The sequence below is a fragment of the Streptomyces sp. NPDC030809 genome, assembly GCF_055572195.1.
Window position 1 is genome coordinate 231540 of sequence record NZ_JBVIDV010000001.1, and the last position, 21201, is coordinate 252740.

Sequence of the window (21201 nt, forward strand, 5' to 3'; positions counted from 1 at the left end):
ACGGGATCCTTGCGGCGCCGCCCCGGCGGGCGGCTGCAGGCAGACGGCGGCGGGCGGAGGGCGGGCGCCGGACGGCAGACGGCAGACGGCAGACGGCAGACGGCAGACGGCACACGGCACACGGCAGCGGCAGCGGCAGCGGCAGCGGCAGCGGCAGCGGCAGCGGCAGGTTCGACCGGACGGGGCGCCGCATCGGCGCGGTCCCGGCCCGGTTCCGCGGCGCGGGCGTCGGGGGCAGGTCGTCCGAACCCCCGTTCCTGACGATCTGCGCATCCCCCGACACCCGCGCCACGCGTCAGCGGCCGCCGGGCGGGCGGCGCCGGGCCCGGCTGAGCAGCGCGGACGGCCCGGGGAGAGCAGCGCCCTGGGGGCCGGAACCGGCCCTCGGCATGCTCTCCGTACACCTTGCTCGACGGGTCCCACCAGGAACAACGCCGAAAACTGCAACAATCGATCACTCAGGATTACCGATGGAGGGCATCGTGTTGGAGCGGCATGAACTCGAAGGGTTCCTGGTCCTCGCCGAAGAGCTGCATTTCGGCCGTGCCGCCGAGCGCCTGCGGGTGTCCCGGGCGCACGTCAGCCAGACCATCAAGAAGCTGGAGCGCCGCATCGGGGCCCCGCTCTTCCTGCGCACCAGCCGCCAGGTGGCGCTGACCCCGCTGGGCGAGCAGCTGCGCGCGGACCTCGCACCGCACGCGCTGGCCATCGCGGAGGCGGTGCGCCGGGCGGTCGCCACCGCGCACGGCACCAGCGGCACCCTGCGGGTCGGCTTCGTCGGCGCGCTGTGGGGGCAGCTGTTCGTGCTGGCCGCGGACGCCTTCCGGGCGGCGCACCCGGACTGCGAGGTCCGGCTGCGGGAGTACGCCTTCGGAGTGGCCCAGGAGCCCGTGCGCTCGGGCGAGCTCGACCTGATGAACGCGAGCTTCCCGGTCCGCGAGCCGGATCTGACGACGGGTCCGCCGGTGGTGCGCGAGCCCCGGGTGCTGGCGATCTCCTCCGCGCACCCGCTGGCCTCCCGCAGCGAGCTGACCCTCGCGGACCTCGACGGGGTCGCCATGATCCAGACCCCGACCATGCCCGCGTACTGGTCGCGCTCGCGGCGCCTGAGCGAGGGCGCCGAGGAGGCGGCGGACCGGGGCGCGCAGGCCACCTCGCTCCAGGAGGGGCTGGCGCTGATCGCGGCGGGCAAGGGGGCCTATCCGGTGGGCGCCCAGGTGGTGCGCTTCTACCGGCGGCCGGACCTGGCGTACATCCCGATCACCGACGCCCCGCCGCTGGACTGGGGCCTGGTGTGGAAGCGCGGCCACGACACCCCGCTGCTGTGCGCGTTCGCACAGGCGGTGGCGGAGGTCGCCCGCACCTCGGGGCATCCGGGCACCTCGCCCGAGGAGCTCGCCGCGCACCCCCGTACGGACTGAGACGCGGGACCGGTGCCGATCGCGCCCCCGCTCAGCCGGTGGACAGGTTCGCGGCCTCCTGCCGCAGGGCGTCGAGCACCGGCCGGAGCAGCGGGTGCGTCTGGGCGCCGCGGCGGACGGCGGCGAACACCCGCCGGGTGGCCGGCGGGCCCGTGACGGGCCGTACGACGATGTCCTTGAGCTCCATGCCGCGCAGCGCGGAACGCGGTACGAGGGCCACCCCGGCTCCGGCGCCCGCGAGGGCGACCACGGCCCGGAAGTCGTCGGAGGAGTGCACCAGGCGGGGCTGGAAACCGGCCAGCTCGCAGGCGAGGACCACCACGTCGTGGCAGGGGTTGCCGGGGCTCTGGCCGATCCAGTCGCTGTCGGCGAGTTCGGCGAGCGAGACCGCCGGGTGGATGGCCAGCGGGTGCGAGGCGGGCAGTACGGCGTCGAAGGGCTCGGCGTACAGGGGCACGAGCGAGAGCCGGGCGTCGTCGGCGCCGGGGCCGCCCCGGTACTCGACGGCGAGCGCGACGTCGGCCTCGCCGTCGAGGAGCAGGGGCAGGCTCTGGTCCCCCTCGGAGTCGCGGACGCGGACCCGGATGCCGGGGTGCTCGCGGGCGAGGCGGGCCATCACGGGGGCCAGCACCTCGGCGATGCCGGTGGCGAACGCGGCGACGGTGACCTCGCCGGAGCTGCCGCCGGCGTAGGCGGCGAGCTCCGCCTCGGCGCGTTCGAGCTGGGCCAGGACCTCGTGGGCATGGCCGAGGAGGATCTCCCCGGCGGCCGTCAGCCGCACTCCCCGGCCGCTGCGCGAGAACAGGGCGTGCCCGGTCTCCTGTTCCAGTGCGGCGAGCTGCTGGGAGACGGCCGAGGGGGTGAGGTAGAGCGCGGCGGCCGCGGCGGTCACCGTCCGGTGGTCCGCCACGGCCCGCAGGATGCGCAGGCGGCGGGGGTCGATCACCCCGCCATTGTCTCAGGCCTGGAGAGCGGCCCGGGCGTCGGCGAAGGCGGCCACCGCGCGCTCGACGTCCTCGGTGGAGTGGGCGGCCGAGAGCTGGACCCGGATGCGGGCCTGGCCCATCGGGACGACCGGGTAGGAGAACCCGATCACGTAGACCCCGCGCTCCAGGAGCAGCTCGGCCATCCGGCCGGCCTCCGCCGCGTCGCCGATCATGACGGGGGCGATGGCGTGGTCCCCGGGGAGGATCTCGAAGCCGGCCTCGGTCATCTTCGTGCGGAACAGCTTGGTGTTCTCGGCGAGGCGCTCGCGCAGGTCTCCCGCGGACTCCAGCAGGTCGAGGACCTTGAGGGAGGCGGCGGCGATGACCGGGGCGAGGGAGTTCGAGAACAGGTACGGGCGCGAGCGCTGGCGCAGCAGCTCGACGATCTCGGCGCGGGCGGCGACGTAGCCGCCGGAGGCGCCGCCGAGGGCCTTGCCGAGGGTGCCGGTGATGATGTCCACGCGGTCCATGACCCCGTGCAGCTCCGGGGTGCCGCGGCCGCCGGGGCCGACGAAGCCGACGGCGTGCGAGTCGTCGACCATGACCATGGCCTCGTAGCGGTCGGCGAGGTCGCAGATCTCCTGGAGGGGGGCCACGTAGCCGTCCATGGAGAAGACGCCGTCGGTGACGATCAGCTTGCGGCGGGCGCCGCCCTCGGCCGCGGCCTTGAGCTGGGCTTCGAGGTCGGCCATGTCGCGGTTGGCGTAGCGGAAGCGGCGGGCCTTGGACAGGCGGATGCCGTCGATGATGCTCGCGTGGTTGAGGGCGTCGGAGATGACGGCGTCCTCGGGGCCGAGGAGGGTCTCGAAGACACCGCCGTTGGCGTCGAAGCAGGAGGAGTAGAGGATCGTGTCCTCCTGGCCGAGGAACGCCGACAGCCGCGCCTCCAGCTCCTTGTGGACCTCCTGGGTGCCGCAGATGAAGCGGACGGAGGCCATGCCGTAGCCCCAGCGGTCCAGGGCTTCCTTGGCGGCGGCGACGACCTCGGGGTGGTCGGCGAGGCCCAGGTAGTTGTTGGCGCAGAAGTTCAGGACCTCGCCCGGGGCGCCGCCCGCGGTGACGGCGACCGAGGCGCTCTGCGGGGTGCCGATGACGCGCTCGGGCTTGTGCAGGCCGGCGGTGCGGATCTCGTCGAGGGTGGCGCGGAGGTCTTCGCGTACGGACTCGAACATGTGCTGCTCCTTGTGCGGCGGAGTCGACGGGGGCGGGCGGTGGGCCGGGGCCGGGAGGCGGCGGCCGCGGGAAGGGGGTGGCCGGGCCCCGCGGAGGGGGGAGGGGGTGCGGGGCCCGGCCGGGACAGGGGTGGTCAGACCCCGTGGCCGGTCAGGCGGTCCAGTCGAGGATGATCTTGCCGCTGCGGGCGGTGGCCGCCTCGTCGAAAGCCGCCTCGAAGTCCTGGTAGGCGTACTTGCCGGTGATGACGGGGCTCAGGTCGAGCCCGCCCTCCAGGAGGACGGTCATGGCGTACCAGGTCTCGAACATCTCGCGGCCGTAGATGCCCTTGATGGTGATCATCGAGGTGACGATCTTGGCCCAGTCCACCGGGAACTCCTGCGCCGGCAGGCCCAGCATGGCGATCCGGCCGCCGTGCGTCATGTTGTCGATCATGTCGCGCATGGCCTCGGGGCGGCCGGACATCTCCAGGCCGATGTCGAAGCCCTCGCGCAGGCCGAGCTGCTGCTGCGCCGCCTCGATCGAGGACTCGGCGACGTTGACGGCGAGGGTGGCGCCGGCCTTGCGGGCCAGTTCCAGCCGTTCCGGGCTGACGTCGGTGATCACGACGTTGCGGGCGCCGGCGTGCCGGGCCACCGCGGCGGCCATGATGCCGATCGGGCCGGCGCCGGTGATCAGGACGTCCTCGCCGACCAGGGGGAAGGACAGGGCGGTGTGCACGGCGTTGCCGAACGGGTCGAAGATCGCCGCCACGTCGAGGTCGACCTTGGTGCGGTGCACCCAGACGTTCGAGGCGGGCAGGACCACGTACTCGGCGAACGCGCCGTCCCGGCCCACACCGAGGCCGATGGTGGCGCGGCACAGGTGGCGGCGGCCGGCCAGGCAGTTGCGGCACTTGCCGCAGACCAGGTGGCCCTCGCCGCTGACCAGGTCGCCCACGGTCACGTCCTGGACGCCCGCGCCCACCGCGGCGACCTCGCCGACGAACTCGTGGCCGAGCACGAGGGGGGTCTTCACGGCGCCCTGGGCCCAGCCGTCCCAGGACCGGATGTGCAGGTCGGTCCCGCAGATGCCGGTGCGCAGCACCTTGATCAGCACCTCGCCGGGGCCGTACTCGGGCTCCGGCACGTCCATGAGCCAGAGTCCGGGCTCGGCCTTGTGCTTGACGAGTGCCTTCATGGGTGCGGCTCCATGCGGGGAAGAACGGGGAGGGACGGGTGCATGAGTACCGTGGGCCACACGAGCCCCGCACGTACTCTCGACGCGCACCAATGTGCCGACAAGATCGGCCATCGGTCCATCGAGGATTTCTTAAGCAGGCCCCCAGCAGAACTTCACGCCTATGCTCCTACCTGCTGTGATGGAGCAGGGGCTGCGGGACCGCCGCCGCTGGGAGGGGTGTGGGGTGAGGGGCGTACCGAGTCTGCGCAGTAGGGCGCTGTCCGCCGCGATGACCGCGTCGGGGCGCAGGCGCCGCTGGGCCAGTGCCGAGGCGGTGCGGGCGCGGGTGGCCGAGAGCGCCCGCCGGCCCGCGCCGCACCATCCGCCGCGCAGCCTGGGGCGGGTCGCGGAGGTCTCGCGGACCATCGTCGGCGCCTGGCCGGTGTACGACGTCTCCCCGCGCGACCGGGAGCCTTCGTCCCGGGTGCTGTACCTGCACGGCGGCGGGTTCATCAACGAGCTGGTGCGCCCGCACTGGTCCCTGGTGCGGACGCTGACGGCGGAGGCCGGGGCGCACTGCGTGGTGCCCGCCTACACCCTGGCCCCGCGCGGGACCGCGGACCGGACGGTCCCGGTGGCCGCGGACCTGCTGAGCGGGCTGATCGAGAGCGGCGGTCCGGGCGGGACCGTGCTGATCGGCGATTCCGCGGGGGCCGGGCTGGCGCTGGCGGCGGCCCAGAAGCTGCGCGACCGCAACGGGGTGCAGCCCGGCCGGATCGTGCTGCTCTCCCCGTGGCTGGACCTCTCGGTGAGCCACCCGGACCAGCCGGCCATCGAGGCCCGCGATCCGCTGCTGGCGCGGGCCGGGCTGCGGGAGGCGGGCCGGCTGTACGCGGGCACCCTCGCGACCGACGACCCGCGGGTCAGCCCGCTCTTCGGCTCGCTGGCGGGGCTGGCCCCGATGACGGTGTTCACCAGCAGCCGGGACGTGCTCGCTCCCGACAGCCGGGAGCTGCTCGCGCGGGCCCGGCTCGCGGGCACCCCGGCCGAGCTGATCGAGGCCGACGGCCAGCCGCACTGCTATCCGCTGCTGCCGACCCCGGAGGGCCGGGCGGCCCGGGAGCGGATCACGCGGCTGCTGGACGGGGTCGCGTCGGGCGGATAGGTCCGCGGGGCCGGGGCCGGGTGGGAGGCGGCGGGCGCTCAGCCGGGACGTGCCCCGGGGGCCGGCGGCGAGCGCCGTGCGTGCGCCCTGTTCAAGCGGTGCGCGCCGTCCCATGATGGGCGGCGGTGCTGGCCCGGGGGCGTCGAGGAGGCCGCGGTGGACGAGCGTGCGGACCGGACCGGCGGGCCCGGCGCGGGGAACGTGCAGCGGCGGGTGGGCCGGAACATGGTCCTGTTCACGATCCCGCTGGTCCTGCTGGCGCTGCTGGCGCTGCTGCTGCTCTGGGAGGTGGTCCGGCTCAACCTGCCGGCGGGGACCCGGCAGGAGTGGCCGTGGCGGCTCTCGCTGCTCGACCTCCAGTCGGTGTCGAACATGCTGGCGCTCACGGCGGGCGTGGCCTTCGCCCGCGCCCAGTACGCGCGTTCGGCCCGCCCGCAGATGGGCTGGTCCGGGGAGCCGCAGGAGAACACCTTCGGCATGACCAGCGCGAAGGTCTGGGTGGTGAAGGCCCTCAACGGCGGCACGCACAGTGCCACCGTGGAGAGCGCGGCCTACCGGATCGAGTGGATGACGGCCGACTCGACGGGCCGGCGGCTGCGGACCGACTGGATCACCGGGGAGGCCGCGCTGGAGGAGCTGATGCGGGGCCACGCCTCGGACCCGCCGGGCCAGGGGTTGCTGAACGGGCGGGACTTCTACCTCAACACCATCGGCGAGGGCGGCCAGTTGGGCACGATCGACGTGGGCCGCTTCTCCATGCGGCTGGTGAGCCGGCTGTACGACATCGAGCTGCGGCTGCGCGTGTGCGACGCGGCGGGCGACCGGCACGAGCGGGTGCTGAGCTGTCTCAGGGGGGCCAAGAACGAGATGCGCAGCGCCCTGGGGCCGGGCTCCGGGGAGCGGGCCGCGGGATGACCGGCGGCGCGGGCGGAACGTCCTCGGCGGGCGTTCCGCATACCCCTTTCGGGTGGCTTCGCCGGGCCGCCGCCCCGCCCCCGGCGGACCGCCCTACGCTGGGCGGCGCTCCGCTGCCCCACAGCAACGAGACGGGGCTGCCCCACAGGAATGAGACGGGCTTGAAGACCCAGCGCACCACCCTGCACTCGGACATCCAACTGACCGACCAGTTCCGCGCGTTGGGCGTGGTGCCGGGCGGCGTCCTGATGGTGCACGCGTCGATGCGCGCGGTCGGCCCGGCGGGTCCGCCCGAGGGGCGCGGCTCCGAGGCCGTGCTGCGCGCCCTGCGGGCCGCGCTCGGCCCGGCGGGGACCCTGGTCGTCCCCACCTTCACCCCGGAGAACTCCGACACCTCCCCGGAGTACCGCGAGCGGGTCCGGGGGCTGCCCCCCGAGGGGGTGGCGGCCCTGCGCGACCGGATGCCCGCCTTCGACCCGGCGGTCACCCCGGCCCCCACCATGGGGGTACTCGCCGAAACGACACGGCAGGCCCCGGGGGCGCTGCGCAGCGGGCATCCGCAGACCTCCTTCGCCGCGCTCGGCCCGGCGGCCGCCGGGATCGTCGGCGGCCACCACCCCGACTGCCACCTCGGCGAGGACTCCCCGCTGGCCCGGCTCTACGAGTTGGACGCGCAGGTGCTGCTGCTCGGCGTCGGGTTCGACCGGTGCACGGCCTTCCACCTGGCCGAGTACCGGGTGCCGGACCCGCCGCGGCGCACCTACCGGTGCGTGGTGCGGTCCGGCGGGGTCCGGCGCTGGTGGGAGTACGAGGACGTGGACCTGGACGACAGCGACTTCGCGGCCATCGGGGCGGAGTTCGGGGGTCCGGGCGGAGCTCCGGTGCGGACCGGGGCGGCGGGGTCGGCGGACTGCCGACTGTTCTCGCTCCGCGATGCCGTGGACTTCGCCGTCGGCTGGCTCCCTGCCCACCGAAGTTGACGGTACGTCAGGGACGGCCTCCGCCCCGGTCGATCAGGCCAGGCAGTTCATGAGGGAGCCGACCGGCCAGGACCGGTAGCGGGCCCAGAAGGCCGCGTCGCGCTCCCCGTCCGGCGGCGGGGTGCGGTTGACCTGCCAGTCCACGTCCGTGAAACCGGCCGCGAGGGCCGCCGCCTCGAACTCCGCGTGCGGCCACTCCCGGAACTCGTACGGCACCGGCGGATCGGTCAGGAAGAGGGCGCGCAGCAGCGGGGCGTCCCCGCCCGGGACCCGTTCGAGGATGCGGACGCCGAAGGGGGACCAGTCGGCGTCGGGGTGCGAGCCCGGGTTCGGGACGATCGCGAACAGGCGGCCGCCGGGCCGCAGGGCGGCGTGCGCGCAGCGGAACATGGCGTGCAGGGCCGCCCGGTCGGGGGCGTGGTCGAACAGGTGGACCGCGGTGGCGAGGTCGAAGCTGCCGAGGGCGGGCAGGCGGGCCGCGTCGCCGACCACGTACTCCGCGTCCGGGGCTCCCCCGGGGTCGTGCGCGCGGGCCAGGCGGATCATCTCGGTCGAGCTGTCCACGCCGACCGCGCGGGCGGCGCCGCGGCGGGCCAGCAGCCGGGTGTAGTGCCCGTGGCCGCAGCCCAGGTCGAGGACGTCCAGGCCTTCGACGCCGCCGTGCGCATCCAGGGCGGCGAGCAGGGTGAAGGTGTCGGCTGCGGAGAACGCCGCCGCCGTCTTCGATTCCTCGAACCGCTCGCCGATCGTGTCGTACAGCTCCATGTCCAGCCCTTCGCACATCCGCACACCGGAACGTTTCGGCGGGATCAACGCGCCAGGGACCGGCGCGTGCCGGGCTGTCGCCCGGTCGGACCACCGGCGCCCGGTCGCCGGCGGCGGCCGCTGCGCACGACAGACCGGCCCGGCAGGCGTTCAATGGGCTTTATGCATGCCGTACGGAGCATGCGGCTCCGCAGGAGCCGGCTGCTCGCCGCGACGGGGCTGGCCACGCTGCTGGCCGCCGTGGCGGCGCCCGGCGCGGAAGCCGCAGGACCCACACCTCCACCGGAGCCGTGGCCGCTGCTCACCAAGGCGGACGTGGACAACGCGCTCAAGCGCCTGGACGGCTTCGTCGCCTCCACCATGCGCACCACGGGGGTGCCGGGGGTGTCGGTGGCCGTGGTGTACAAGGACCAGGTCGTGTACATGAAGGGCTTCGGGGTGCGGAAGGCGGGCGAGCCCGCGACGGTGAACGCGGACACGGTGTTCCAGCTGGCCTCGGTGTCGAAGCCGGTGTCCTCCACGGTGGTCGCCGAGGCCGTGCACCGGGGCGGGGTCCGCTGGGGCGACCCGGTCGCCAAGTACCTCCCGGGGTTCACGCTCAAGGACCCGTGGGTGGGCGCGCACGTGACGGTCGCGGACCTGTTCTCGCACCGCAGCGGGCTGCCGGACCACGCGGGCGACCTGCTGGAGGACCTCGGCTACGACCAGGAGTACATCCTCCAGCACCTGAAGTACGAGTCGCTGGACCCGTTCCGGGCGAGCTACGCGTACACGAACTTCGGCCTCACGGCGGCCGCCGAAGCGGTGGCCAGGGCCAAGGGCGTGTCCTGGCAGAAGCTGAACGAGGACCTGCTGTTCAAGCCCGCCGGGATGACCTCCACCAGCACCACGTTCGCGGACTACGAGAAGGCGGCCGACCGGGCGTACGGGCACGAGAAGGCCCCCGACGGCAGCTGGCGGACCCTGGAGGTCCGCGACGCCGACGCCCAGGCCCCGGCGGGTGGAGTGAGCTCCAGCGTCCGGGACATGTCCCGGTGGCTGCGCCTCCAGCTCGCGGGCGGGAAGCTCGACGGCAAGCAGATCGTCAACGGCGAGGAACTCCTGCACACCCACCAGCCGCAGGTCACCTCCTCCCCCGCACGCACGCCGGTCGCCCGCACCGGGTTCTACGGCCTGGGCTGGAACGTGAGCTACGACGACCAGGGCCGGCTGCGGCTGAGCCACACCGGCGCCTTCGACCTCGGCGCGAACACCAACGTGACGATGCTGCCGGCCGAGCAGCTGGGCATCGTGGTCCTCACCAACGCGGCGCCCACCGGCCTGCCCGACGCGGTGGCCCTGGACTTCTTCGACACCGCCCAGTACGGGAAGCCGCGCACGGACTGGCTCGCCCTCGCCGCCTCGCTCTACTCCCAGCAGCTGACCCTGGGAGACGAGCCGTCCGCCACCGACTACGCCTCCCCGCCCGCCGATCGCAAGGCCGCCGAGGACAACTCCGCCTACACGGGCAGCTACGAGAACCCCTACTACGGCCGGCTCACCGTGACCGAGGAACCGGGCGGCGGACTCGTCCTGCTGCTCGGGCCGAAGCCGGAGCGCTACCGGCTGAGCCACTACGACGGGAACGTGTTCAGCTTCGAGACACGGGGCGAGAACGCGGTCGGGCGGACCGGGGTGACCTTCAAGGACCGTTCGGTGACGGTCGAGTACCTGAACCAGACCGGGCTCGGCACCTTCACCAAGGCCGCCGGAGAAACGTCGTCCGAGTGACAAGCAGGTTACGGCTTCCGCCGATTGGTCCATTTTTCAGTGGACTGGGCGATTCCTCTGGTCTCTTGGAGCGCGCGACGCATAATCGACAGCAATGCGGCCTGATTTGGACTACCCGGCCGCGCCGTCACACGTATGCAACGGGGGCATCGTGACGATCGACTACTGGGGAATTCCGGGCGCGTTGTGCGCCGAAGCCATGCGGCCCGCCGGCCCGTCCGGAGACCGCTCCTGCGGAAGCCGCCCGCCGTCCGAGGTCCACCGGCTCTCTCGGCTGCTGACCGCGGTCCGCCGCGGCCGGGTGGTGACGCTCACCGCGCCGGACGGGGAACCGGCCGGCCGGCTGGCGCGCACCATCGCACAGCGCCTGGCCTCGAACTTCTTCGACGGCACCGCCGTGGTCACCATGGACCGGGCGTTCGGGCCGGCCGACATCGCCGCGGCCCTGGGCCGGCTGGAGGGCATGCCGTTCCTGCCCTGCGGCACCGCCGACGCCACCACCTGGCTGGCGGAGCGCGACATGCTGCTCGTGCTCGACGGGACCGAGCACCTCGACGAGCCCGCCCGCGCCTGGCTGCGCCGGCTTCCGGCCGCCGCGCCCGGGGTGCGCATCCTGGCCGCGGGCCGGACCGCCCTGGCCCTCCCGGAGGAACAGCTGTTCCGCGTGTAGGGCCACGGCGGTGCGGTGCCATGGCGGCCGCCACCATGACGCACCCCCGGGGTGTGGTGGCGGCAGCCATGGGCAGGCTCCCGGCCGCTCCTTAACGTTCCGGCCATGACGAACGACAGCCTGCCGGACCTCGGACGGCCGGATCTCAGCGGCCGCACCGCCCTGGTCACCGGGGGCGGCAGCGGGATCGGGCTGGCCTGCGCCCGGGCCCTGGCCGCGGCCGGGGCCGCCGTGCACATCGTGGACGTACGGGCGGACGCGGCCCGCGCGGCGGCCGCCGCCACCGGGGGCGAGGCCCACGTGGCCGACCTCGCCGACGGGGCCGCGATCGGGGCCCTGCCCGCGGCCGTGGACATCCTCGTCAACAGTGCCGGGTTCCAGCACGTGGCCCCGGTCGAGGAGTTCCCGCCGGAGCGCTTCGAGCTCATCCAGCGCGTGATGGTCACCGCCCCCTTCCTGCTGGTGCGGCACTGCCTGCCGCACATGTACCGGGGCGGCTGGGGCCGGATCGTGAACATCTCCAGCGTCCACGGGCTGCGCGCCAGTCCGTACAAGTCGGCGTACGTGGCCGCCAAGCACGGGCTGGAGGGGCTGAGCAAGGTCGTGGCCCTCGAAGGGGCCGCGCACGGGGTGACCAGCAACTGCGTCAACCCCGGCTACGTCCGCACCCCGCTGGTCGAGGGCCAGATCGCCGCCCAGGCTGCCGTGCACGGCATCCCGCCGGAGCAGGTGGCCGCCGATGTCCTGCTGGAACGTTCCGCCATCAAGCGGCTCATCGAGCCCGAGGAGGTGGCGGCCGCCGCCCTCTGGCTCTGCGGCCCCCTCACCGGATACATCTCGGGCGCCTCCCTCCCGGTGGACGGCGGCTGGGGCGCACACTGACGCCCGCACCGCGCCCCGCACCGCCGCTCGCCCCCGCACCCGCCTCCAGCGCCGGCACCCCCGCCCACCGCCGGCACCTCCCTCCGCAGCATCCGCTCCTCCCCCGGTACCTCCCTCCCCGACCCGGAAGTGGTGACCCATGCCCTCCTCCGCATCCGCTCCGCCGAGCGCGTCCCCCTCGAACCTCAAGCGCATCGTCGCCGCCAGCCTCATCGGGACCACCGTCGAGTGGTACGACTTCTTCCTCTACGGGTCCGCGGCCGCGCTCGTGTTCAACAAGCTGTTCTTCCCGGCCAGCGACCCGCTCACCGGCACCCTGCTCAGCTTCCTCACGTACGCCGTCGGCTTCGCCGCCCGGCCGCTGGGCGGCATGGTCTTCGGACACTTCGGCGACCGGATCGGCCGCAAGAAGCTGCTCGTGGTGAGCCTGCTGATGATGGGCGGGGCCACCTTCGCCATGGGCCTGCTGCCCACCCACGCCACGATCGGCGCCGGGGCACCGGTGCTGCTGACCCTCCTGCGGCTGGTGCAGGGCTTCGCCCTCGGCGGGGAGTGGGGCGGGGCCGTCCTGCTGGTCTCGGAACACGGGGACGACCGCAGCCGCGGGTTCTGGGCCTCGTGGCCGCAGGCCGGGGCGCCCGGCGGCAACCTGCTGGCGACCGGGGTGCTGGCGCTGCTGGCCGCCGTGCAGTCCGACGCGACCTTCCTGGCCTGGGGCTGGCGGATCCCGTTCCTGCTCTCCGGGGTACTGGTCGCCATCGGCCTGTGGATCCGGATCTCCGTGTCCGAGTCCCCGGTCTTCCTCGCCGCCCGCGAGAAGGCCGCCGAGCGGGCCGCGGCGGGCGCCGAGGAGCGGCAGCCCCTGGTGGAGGTGCTGCGCACGAGCCGGCGCCAGGTGCTGACGGCCATCGGGACCCGGCTCGGGGAGAACATCTCGTACTACATCCTCACCGCGTTCCTGCTCGTCTACGTGACGGCCCACCTGCACCTGCCCAAGAGCGACGCGCTGAACGCCGTCCTGATCGGCTCGGCGGTGCACTTCGTCGCCATCCCCGCCTGGGGCGCGCTCTCCGACCGGATCGGCCGCAGGCCGGTGACCCTGATCGGCGCGGCGGGCATGGCCGGCTGGGCCTTCGCCTTCTTCGCCCTGCTGGACACCCGCTCCTTCCCGGTGATCACGTTGGCCGTGACCGGCGGACTGCTGCTGCACGGGGCGATGTACGGGCCGCAGGCGGCCTTCATCTCGGAGATGTTCGACACCGAAGTCCGTTATTCGGGGGCCTCGATGGGCTCCCAGCTGGCCTCCATCGTCGGCGGGGCCCTCGCCCCGATCATCGCGGTGGAACTGCTCAAGGACTACGGCTCGGCCCTGCCGGTCGCGGTCTACCTGTGCGCCGCCGCCCTGGTCACCGTGGTCACCGTGGCCCTCGCCCGGGAGACCCGAGGGCGCAGCCTGGCCGCACCGGGTGCCTCCGTACCGGCCCCGGCCGTGCGGCAGCCGACGGCCCGCTGACCCCGGGAAGGGCGGGCACGTATGCTCACCGGCGTGACAGCCTCAGCCGATGCCGATGCCGGATCCGCTGCCGGATCCGCGGCCGGGCTGCGGCGCCTGCTGGACCTGCTGGCCGGGGGCGCGCCCGCCGAGGACTTCGCGCGCCCCGCGGCGGAGGCCCGGGAGGCGGGCCTGCCGGCCGCCGCGCTCGCGGAGATCGAGGAGGCCACCGCGGTCGCCCTGGGGATCCGGCGGACCATCGGGCAGCACCGGCGCCGGGAGGCGGAACTGACCGCACTGTTCGACACCGCAGGGGACCTCGCCCGGCTGCGCGACCTGGACGCCGTACTGCGGGCCATCGTGCACCGGGCGAAGCTGCTGCTGGGCACGGACGTCACCTACCTGTCCCTCAACGACGAGGCCGCCGGGGACACGTACATGCGGGTCACCGACGGCTCGGTGGCGGCGGCCTTCCAGCAGGTCCGGCTGGGGCTCGGCGAGGGCCTCGGCGGGCTGGTGGCCCAGAGCGCGCGGCCGTACGTCACGAGCAACTACCAGGCGGACCAGCGGTTCCGGCACACCGAGGCCATCGACAGCGCGGTCGCCGAGGAGGGGCTGCGGGCCATCCTCGGGGTGCCGCTGCGGGTCGGCGCCCGGATCATCGGAGTGCTGTACGCGGCGGACCGGGCCCCGCGCGGGTTCACGGCCGACGAGGTGGCCCTGCTGTCCTCGCTCGCCGACCATGCGGCCGTCGCCATCGACGGGGCGCGGCTGCTGGAGGAGACCCGGGCCGCGCTGGACGAGCTGAACGCGGCCTCCGTGACCATCCGGGCGCACAGCGAGGCGATGCGGCGGGCCGAGGAGGCCCACGGCCGGCTGACCGACCTGGTGCTGCGCGGCGGGGACGTCACCGGCCTGGCAGTGGCCCTCGCCGGGCTCCTGGACGGCGGGATCGTGGTCCACGACAGCGAGGGCGTGGAGCTGGCCAGGGCCGGGGAAGGCCCGGCCGCGCCGCCGGCCGAGGCCGTGGCTGCGTCCCGCGCGAGCGGGCGGGCGGTGCGCGCCGGCGGGAGCTGGCTGTGCGCCGTGATGGCCGGGCCGGAGCCGCTGGGCAGCATCGCGCTGACGCGCGGGGACCGGGACGGGGACGGGCTCGGGGACGCCGACCGGCTGCTGTTCGAGCGGGCGAGCGTGGTGACCGCCCTCCTGCTGCTGCTCGGGCGGTCGGTGGCGGAGGCCGAGGACCGGATCCGCGGGGAGCTGCTGAACGACCTGCTGTCCGGTACGGCCGAGCCCTCCGGCCTGGCCCGCCGGGCGCGCCGGCTGGGCGTCAACCTGGCCCGCGGGCACGCGGTGTTCGCGGTGGCCGCGCCCGGGGTGCCCGCTCCCCGGCTGCTCTCGGCGGCGGCGCGGCTGGCGCAGGCCCGCCGCGGGCTGGCCGGACTGCACCGGGAGGAGGTCGCGTTCATCGCCCCCGCCGAGCAGCCCGGCCGGCTCGCGCAGTCCGTGGCCCGGGAACTGGGCGGGCTGCTGGACACGGACGTGACGGTCGGGGCGGCGGGCCCGGCGGCCGGTCCCGGCGGGCTGCCCGCCGCGCACGAAGAGGCCCGGCGCTGCCTGGCCGCACTCCGGGCCCTGGGGCGTACGGGGCAGGGCGCGGCCCTGGCCGACCTGGGGTTCATCGGCCTCCTCCTCGGCGAGAAGGCGGACCTCTCGGCGTACGTACGGGGCGAACTCGGGCCGGTCCTGGACTACGACGCGGAGCGCGGGACGGACCTGGCGGGCACGCTGGCGGCGTACTTCGCCGAGGGCGGCAGCCTGACCCGGACCAAGGCGGTCCTGCACGTCCATGTGAACACCGTCGTCCAGCGGTTGGAGCGGGTGGCGACCCTGCTGGGGGCGGACTGGAACACTCCTGCACGCACCCTGGAGATCCAACTCGCCCTGCACCTGCACCAGCTGACGGGCCGCCAATGAGCTGGTCCCACAACCCTTTCGGCCAGGGCGGGCGGGCAGCCGGCGGGTGCTTCCGCACAACGGCTTCGGCAGGTGGGCGGCGGACGGGCGGCGGGTGCGCCGGTCAGCCCCCGAGCCGGTCGAGGGCCGCCAGTACGGGGGCCGCCCCGTCCTCGGCCGCGAGCGCGGCGGCGATCGCGGCGGCGCGCACCCCGTAGCCCGGGTCGGAGACGGCGCGGCGGACCGCGTCCGCCAGCCGGTCCGCGGTCAGGCGCTGGAACCGCAGGCCGGCCGGGGCCACGCCGAGGGCGGTGAGGCGGGCGGCCCAGAAGTGCTGGTCGAGCTGGACGGGCACCGGGACGGCCGGAACCCCGGCCCGCAGCCCGGCGGCGGTGGTCCCGGCCCCGGCGTGGTGGACCACGGCGGCGGTGCGGGGGAACAGCCAGGCGTGGGGCACCTCGGAGACGGTCAGGAGGTCCTCGCTCTCGGCGTGCAGGCCGCTCCAGCCGCTCTGGACGATGCCGCGCACCCCGGCGGCCCGCAGGGCCTGCGCGAGCAGGGCGCTCAGCCGCTCCGGCCGGTCGGTGACGAAGCTGCCGAAGCCGGCGAACACCGGCGGCGGTCCGGCTTCGAGGAAGGCGGTCAGCCGCGCGTCGGGCTGCCAGCCGGGCGGGACGGGCGGCCACCAGTAGCCGCCGACCCGGTGTCCGGCAGGCCAGTCCGCGGGCCGCGGCACGACGCGGGCGCTGAATCCGTGGTGGACCGGCCGGTCCCGGTCGAGCCCCAGCGGTCCCGCGAACCGGCGGCGGGGCAGGCCGAGTTCACGGCGCAGCCGGCCCACCGAGGGGGCGAAGAGCCGGTCCCCGGCCGCCCACAGGGCCTGCGAGGCCAGCCGGTTGCCGTGCCGCCCCAGCCACCGCGCGGCGGTGACCGGCGGCGGGTAGGCGCCGGTGGGGGTGACGGGCTGGAGGTGGGCGCCGAGGCAGGGCAGCCGGTGCGCCTCGGCGAGCGCCGCGCACATCGGCTCGGTCAGCGGCGAGGCGATGAGGACGTCGGTGCCCGCGGCCACGGCGGACGCGATGCCCGCCGTGAGCCGCGGCAGGAACTCCCCGGCCATGTGCACCATCCGGGCCATGGCCACGGGGGCGCTGACCGCGCGGGCGAGCCCCTGTCCGGCGGGGGAGGCGAGGATGTCCTTGGGGTCTGCGGGCAGCGGCCGGAAGCCGAGGCCGTGAACGCGGACGGCGGCCTCGAAGCGGGCGTGGGTGGCGAGGTCCACCTCGTGCCCGGCGGACCGCAGCCGGGTCCCGAGCCCGGTGTAGGGGGCGACGTCGCCCCAGGAGCCTGCCGTGACGATGAGTACGCGCACGCGGCCACTGTGTCAGGCCGGGCGGCGGACGGGCCAGCGCCCGCGCGGACGGAACCGGGCCCGCGGCCCTTCACCGGCCCACCGCACGGGGCCGCCCACCGGGGCCGGCCCCATCGGGGTCGGCCCCACCCGGGTCGGCCCCACCGGGGTCGGCCCCACCGGGCCGGGCGCCGCTGCCGGGCAGCTCCCCACCGACCGCCGAGCAGCGGCCGACCGCACGTCGGCCCGGCCGACCCGCCCCCTCCCGTCGGGCACCGGATGCGCCCCCGGTCCGGCGGGGCGCATCCTGGCAGTGTGACCGGGTACGGCGTGGCCGGGCACCCAGCGCCGGACGGTGCTGCGCGCGGGAGCGGGGCCCCGGCCGGCGGTCCGGACCCGCTGACCCTGGCGATGGCCCAGGCCACGGTGAGTGCGACCGAGGCCGTCGGCGGCTACGCCGGCGGGGTCTACCTGCGGTCCCGTACGGGCGGGCTGCTGCGGCTCGCGGTGCTTGCCGGCCTGCCCGGACGGCTGTTCGGCCCGTGGTGGCGGATGCACGTGAACCGCCCGTTCCCGGTGGCCCAGGCCCATCGCACCGGCCGGGCGGTGTACCTGGCGGACGCCGAGGAGGCCATGCGCCGCTTCCCGCAGCTGATGGCGGGGCTGCCCTTCCCCTTCGGCTCCCTGTACGAGCCGGTGGCCGCGGGCGGGGAGCGCTTCGGGGTGCTGATGGTGCTGCGTCCGGTGCAGCCGGGAACGCCCGTGGGCGAGGCCGCCCGGCGGGCGATGCGGGCGGGTGCGGCCCGGCTCGGCGAGGCCCTGACCGCGCTGGTGTCCACCGGCGTACCGGTGGAGTGGGAGGCCGAGCCGGTGTGCGTACAGCTGCCCGAGCCGGCCGCCCCGCCGGTGCGCAGCGGCCGGTTCACCTGGGACCTCGGTACGGGGGCCATGGAGGCGGACCCCGGGCTGTGCGCGCTGGCCGGGCTGGATCCGGAGGAGTTCCGGGGGACGGCGGACGAGCTGATGGCCGGGTGGGCGCCGGAGGACCGGGTCGGCATGTGGGCGGCGGCCCACGCGCTGGGCGGGCCGGAGGGGCCGGCCACCCGCAGGATGCCGCTGCGCGGGGCGGACGGGCGGATCCTGCTGCTGGAGATGACGGCGCTGCCGGGCCGCCGGCTGAGCGGGCTGGTGCTGGACCCGGGCACGGGTGCGGTGCCCGACGAGGCCGCCGACCGGCTGCCGCAGGCCGTGGTGTCGATCGACCGGCTGGGCCGGGTGACGTACGCCAACCACGGCAGCCGCGCCCTGCTCGGCCTGGGGCGGGCCGAGCTGGCCGGCCGGGTGCTGTGGGAGGCGCTGCCCTGGCTCGGGCATCCCGCGTACGCCGACTACTTCCGGTCGGTGCTGCTCTCCGGGGACCACGTCAGCTTCGCGGCCCGCCGCTCGCCGCGGGAGTGGCTGACGGTGTTCCTGCACCCGGACCGCAACGCGGTCACCGTCACCTTCGCCGCCACCGAGCAGCCGGCGTACGCCCCGGGCTCGGTGGTGCGGCCGGGGGCCGGGCTCGGCTCCCCCGCCGACCGGGCCGCGGCCCTGTACCGGCCGGTGGCCCTGGCCATCGCGCTGACGGAGGCGGTCACCGCCCGGCAGGTGTCCGCGGTGGTCACCGACGAGCTGCTGCCCGCGTTCGGCGGCCGCCAGCTGGCCATCTACCTGCTCAACGAGCGGCACCTGTACCTGGCGTGGGAGACCGGCTTCCCGCACGGGTTCCTGGACCGGTTCGACGGGGTCTCGCTGGACGAGCGGCTGCCGGGCGTGGAGACCCTCACCACCGGCCGGCCGATCTTCTTCGAGTCCATGGAGCACCTGGCCGCCGCCTACCCGGGGATTCCGATGGACGCGGACACCGGCGCCCGCGCCTTCCTGCCGCTGATCGCCTCGGGGCGGCCGGTGGGCTCGTGCATCCTCGGCTTCGAGGAGCCGCGCGGATTCAGCCCCGAGGACCGGACGGTGCTCACCGCCCTGGCGGGCCTGATCGCGCAGGCCCTGGAGCGGGCCCAGCGCTACGACACGGAGGCGGCGCTCGCGCGCGGGCTGCAGGACGCCCTGCTGCCGCACCGGCTGCCCCGGCACGAGCAGGTGGAGACGGTGGGCCGGTACCTGGCCGGCACCCAGGGCATGGACGTGGGCGGCGACTGGTACGACGTGATCGAGACCGGCGGCGGGCTGCTGGCCCTGGTGATCGGGGACGTCCAGGGGCACGGGGTGTCCGCCGCCGCGACCATGGGCCAACTCCGCAGCGCGGTACGGGCGTTCGCGCTGGGCGGCAACAGTCCGCAGGACGTGGTGCGCGGCACGAACCGGCTGCTGATCGACCTGGACCCGGGGCAGTTCGCGAGCTGCTGCTACGTCCTGCTCGACCCCGCGACCGGAGAGGCGCGGGCGGTGCGGGCCGGGCACCCGCAGCCGCTGCTGCGCCGGGCTGGCGGCGGGACCGAGGTGCTGGACCTGCCGGGCGGGGTGGTGCTCGGGGTGGCCGCGGACGCGGCCTATCCGGTGGCGGGGCTGCACCTGGAGCCGGGTGCGGTGCTCGCCCTGTACACGGACGGGCTGGTGGAGAAACCGGGCACGGACATCGACCTCGGGGTGGAGCGGCTGCGCGGGGCGCTGGCCGCGGCCGGGCCGGCCCCGCTCGGGGACATCGCCGACCGGCTGATCGCGGAGGCGCTGCGGGCCGCCGACCGGCCGGACGACATCGCCCTGCTGCTGGCGGCCCGTACCCCGGGCGCCTCCTGAGCGCTCGAAGCCTCTAGAAGAGCATCCTGAACTTCTGCCAGCCGCTGCCGATCCGCACCCGGGGGGCCAGCACGGCGGCGCTCTCCCGGCCGGTGCCCGAATAGCGGTAGAGGTCCCCTCGGGAGTCGCGGGCCACGAGGTCCGCCTTGCCGTCCCCGTCGAGGTCCCCGGGAGCGAGCAGGGCGTCGTACGCGTTCCAGCCCGCCCCGATCGGTACGCGGGGCCGGAAGGGCGCGGCGGCCGTACCCGTGCCGGCGTAGAGGTGGAGCCGACCGGTGCGGTCGCGGGCGAGCAGGTCGGGGCGGCCGTCGTTGGTGAGGTCCCCGCCGCCGGCGAGCCGGTCGTAGACCTGCCAGCCGCCGCCGATCCGCACCCGGGGGCCGAGGGAGGTGTGGAAGGCGCCGTTGCCGGGGTGCAGCCAGAGGATGCCGGCGGAGTCCCGGGAGAGCAGGTCCCCGCGGCCGTCGCCGGTCAGGTCACCGGGTCCGACAGTGGCGTCGTACGCCCAACTGCTGCTCGCAAGACGCCCGTTGAGGTAGAGGGCGCTGCCCTGGACCTGTACGAACGTCGCGTGGTCGCGGGTGTGCAGGGCGGCGGCATAGCCGGTCTTCATGCCGGCCGGCAGGGTGGGGTCGGCGGGGTCGGAGATGTCCCAGGCCGGGGCGAACCGGCCGTCGGCCCGGGTGTCGTGGCGCAGCCAGCGCCAGTCGGCGGTGACCCCCACGGCCTGTGCCCGGCCGTAGACGGCGGTGGCGCCCCCGCCGGCGGTGCGGCGGCGGTGCTGCCAGCCCCCGCTGTGCCGGACGGCGGGGCCGAAGGTGCCGGCGCCGGTGGCCGAGTGGCGGTAGAGGGTGCCGTCGGGGGCGCGTCCGAGGAGGTCCCCGCGGCCGTCCCCGTCGAGGTCGTCGGCCCCGATGAGCAGGTTGTAGCGGTCCCAGCCGGTGCCCGCGCGGGTGCGCGGGCGCAGGGGCGCGGAGGCCTCGCCGGTGCCGCGGTGGAACCAGAGGGTGCCGTCGAGGGAGCGGGCGAGGAGGTCCCCGGTGCCGTCCCCGTCGGCGTCGGCGAGCCCGACCAGCTGGTCGTAGCCGCCCCAGCCGCCGCCCACCCTGGCGCGCGGGGCGAAGGGTCCGCCCGAGGCGCGGCCGGTCCCCCGGTACAGGTACAGGTCACCGCCGGGCTCGCGGGCCAGCAGGTCGGGGTGTCCGTCGCGGGTCAGGTCGCCGGCGGCCACGACCCGGTTGTAGATCTGCCAGCCGCGGCCGGTCCAGCGGGCCGGGCGGGTGCCCTCGGGGGCGGCGGTGTGGAGGGTCAGCCGGCCGTCCGCGGAGAGGGTGAGCAGCTCGGGTCTGCGGTCGCCGTCGAGGTCGCCGGCCGGCACCAGGTCCTCGAAGACCTCGGAGAGGTCGGCCGCTTCCAGGGCGTAGGGGGCGGGGGCGTACCCGCGGCTGCTGGTCAGCAGGTGGGCGCGGCCGTCGTCGCCGGTGGTGAGGAGATCGCCGAGACCGTCGCGGTCGAGGTCGAAGCGGGGCGGGGCGGGGGCGGCGGCGAGGGCCGCGCCCCCGGGCGGGGCCGCGGCGGCCGGGGCCGCGGCCGGGGCACCCGGGGCGGGGCCGGCGGCCACGGCGAGTGCGAGGGCGCACCCCGTGGCGGCGAGGCCGAGTCGTGTGCTGCGCGTCAAGGACACGGGTCCCCCTGAGGTCGGCGGTCCGGCGGTGGTGCGC

The 21201-nt window shown here is 75.5% G+C and carries 16 protein-coding genes; 10 read left to right on the forward strand and 6 right to left on the reverse strand.

Translation table 11 applies throughout. The features are described from left to right. Nucleotides 1-470: 470 nt before the first annotated feature. A complete protein-coding gene (locus ACZ407_RS01005) occupies nucleotides 471-1421 on the forward strand; it encodes a LysR family transcriptional regulator (RefSeq protein ID WP_468124394.1) in 951 nt (316 codons plus the stop codon). Nucleotides 1422-1452: 31 nt separating this feature from the next. Here the strand turns inward: ACZ407_RS01005 and ACZ407_RS01010 are convergent, their stop codons facing one another. From ACZ407_RS01010 to tdh, 3 genes are all read right to left on the reverse strand, one after another. Continuing rightward, nucleotides 1453-2367: a LysR family transcriptional regulator gene (locus ACZ407_RS01010; protein ID WP_468124396.1), complete on the reverse strand. Its 915-nt coding sequence runs from the start codon at nucleotides 2365-2367 to the stop codon at nucleotides 1453-1455. Between the two features lie 12 nt (nucleotides 2368-2379). Next, entirely contained in the window at nucleotides 2380-3579 is a 1200-nt protein-coding gene (locus ACZ407_RS01015; RefSeq protein WP_468124397.1) for a glycine C-acetyltransferase, read from the reverse strand. A 151-nt stretch (nucleotides 3580-3730) separates the two neighbouring features. Next, nucleotides 3731-4759, reverse strand: coding sequence for an L-threonine 3-dehydrogenase (gene tdh / locus ACZ407_RS01020; RefSeq protein ID WP_468124399.1), 1029 nt, complete (start codon nucleotides 4757-4759; stop codon nucleotides 3731-3733). A gap of 226 nt (nucleotides 4760-4985) precedes the next feature. Here tdh and ACZ407_RS01025 point away from each other — a divergent pair, with 226 nt between their 5' ends. The 3 genes from ACZ407_RS01025 to ACZ407_RS01035 all read left to right on the forward strand — a co-directional run bounded on the left by ACZ407_RS01025 (nucleotide 4986) and on the right by ACZ407_RS01035 (nucleotide 7801). Beyond that, entirely contained in the window at nucleotides 4986-5906 is a 921-nt protein-coding gene (locus ACZ407_RS01025) for an alpha/beta hydrolase fold domain-containing protein (protein WP_468124400.1), read from the forward strand. 156 nt (nucleotides 5907-6062) lie between these two features. Next, nucleotides 6063-6821 (forward strand): hypothetical protein, encoded by a 759-nt coding sequence (locus tag ACZ407_RS01030; RefSeq protein WP_468124401.1) that lies wholly within the window; start codon nucleotides 6063-6065, stop codon nucleotides 6819-6821. Between the two features lie 161 nt (nucleotides 6822-6982). After that, nucleotides 6983-7801 (forward strand): AAC(3) family N-acetyltransferase, encoded by an 819-nt coding sequence (locus ACZ407_RS01035; protein ID WP_468124402.1) that lies wholly within the window; start codon nucleotides 6983-6985, stop codon nucleotides 7799-7801. A gap of 33 nt (nucleotides 7802-7834) precedes the next feature. Here the strand turns inward: ACZ407_RS01035 and ACZ407_RS01040 are convergent, their stop codons facing one another. Beyond that, nucleotides 7835-8584: a class I SAM-dependent methyltransferase gene (locus ACZ407_RS01040; protein WP_468124403.1), complete on the reverse strand. Its 750-nt coding sequence runs from the start codon at nucleotides 8582-8584 to the stop codon at nucleotides 7835-7837. Between the two features lie 162 nt (nucleotides 8585-8746). On the opposite strand from ACZ407_RS01040, the gene ACZ407_RS01045 reads away from it, so the two are divergent. The 5 genes from ACZ407_RS01045 (at nucleotide 8747) to ACZ407_RS01065 (ending at nucleotide 15357) form a co-directional block, all read left to right on the forward strand. Continuing rightward, complete coding sequence (locus ACZ407_RS01045; protein ID WP_468124404.1) at nucleotides 8747-10336, forward strand: serine hydrolase; 1590 nt, start codon at nucleotides 8747-8749, stop codon at nucleotides 10334-10336. A 151-nt stretch (nucleotides 10337-10487) separates the two neighbouring features. After that, nucleotides 10488-11006 (forward strand): hypothetical protein, encoded by a 519-nt coding sequence (locus ACZ407_RS01050; protein WP_468124406.1) that lies wholly within the window; start codon nucleotides 10488-10490, stop codon nucleotides 11004-11006. Between the two features lie 105 nt (nucleotides 11007-11111). Further along, on the forward strand, nucleotides 11112-11888 hold the full coding sequence (locus tag ACZ407_RS01055; protein ID WP_468124407.1) for a 3-hydroxybutyrate dehydrogenase: 777 nt from the start codon (nucleotides 11112-11114) through the stop codon (nucleotides 11886-11888). Between the two features lie 139 nt (nucleotides 11889-12027). Next, a complete protein-coding gene (locus ACZ407_RS01060; RefSeq protein ID WP_468124409.1) occupies nucleotides 12028-13401 on the forward strand; it encodes an MFS transporter in 1374 nt (457 codons plus the stop codon). 21 nt (nucleotides 13402-13422) lie between these two features. Further along, nucleotides 13423-15357, forward strand: coding sequence for a helix-turn-helix domain-containing protein (locus tag ACZ407_RS01065; RefSeq protein ID WP_468124411.1), 1935 nt, complete (start codon nucleotides 13423-13425; stop codon nucleotides 15355-15357). Between the two features lie 103 nt (nucleotides 15358-15460). On the opposite strand, the gene ACZ407_RS01070 is transcribed toward ACZ407_RS01065, so the two are convergent. Next, nucleotides 15461-16705, reverse strand: a complete 1245-nt coding sequence (locus ACZ407_RS01070) for a glycosyltransferase (RefSeq protein ID WP_468124413.1) — start codon at nucleotides 16703-16705, stop codon at nucleotides 15461-15463. Nucleotides 16706-16963: 258 nt separating this feature from the next. Here ACZ407_RS01070 and ACZ407_RS01075 point away from each other — a divergent pair, with 258 nt between their 5' ends. Further along, on the forward strand, nucleotides 16964-19480 hold the full coding sequence (locus ACZ407_RS01075; protein ID WP_468124414.1) for a SpoIIE family protein phosphatase: 2517 nt from the start codon (nucleotides 16964-16966) through the stop codon (nucleotides 19478-19480). A gap of 13 nt (nucleotides 19481-19493) precedes the next feature. Here the strand turns inward: ACZ407_RS01075 and ACZ407_RS01080 are convergent, their stop codons facing one another. After that, on the reverse strand, nucleotides 19494-21164 hold the full coding sequence (locus ACZ407_RS01080) for an FG-GAP repeat domain-containing protein (RefSeq protein WP_468124415.1): 1671 nt from the start codon (nucleotides 21162-21164) through the stop codon (nucleotides 19494-19496). Nucleotides 21165-21201 lie beyond the last annotated feature (37 nt).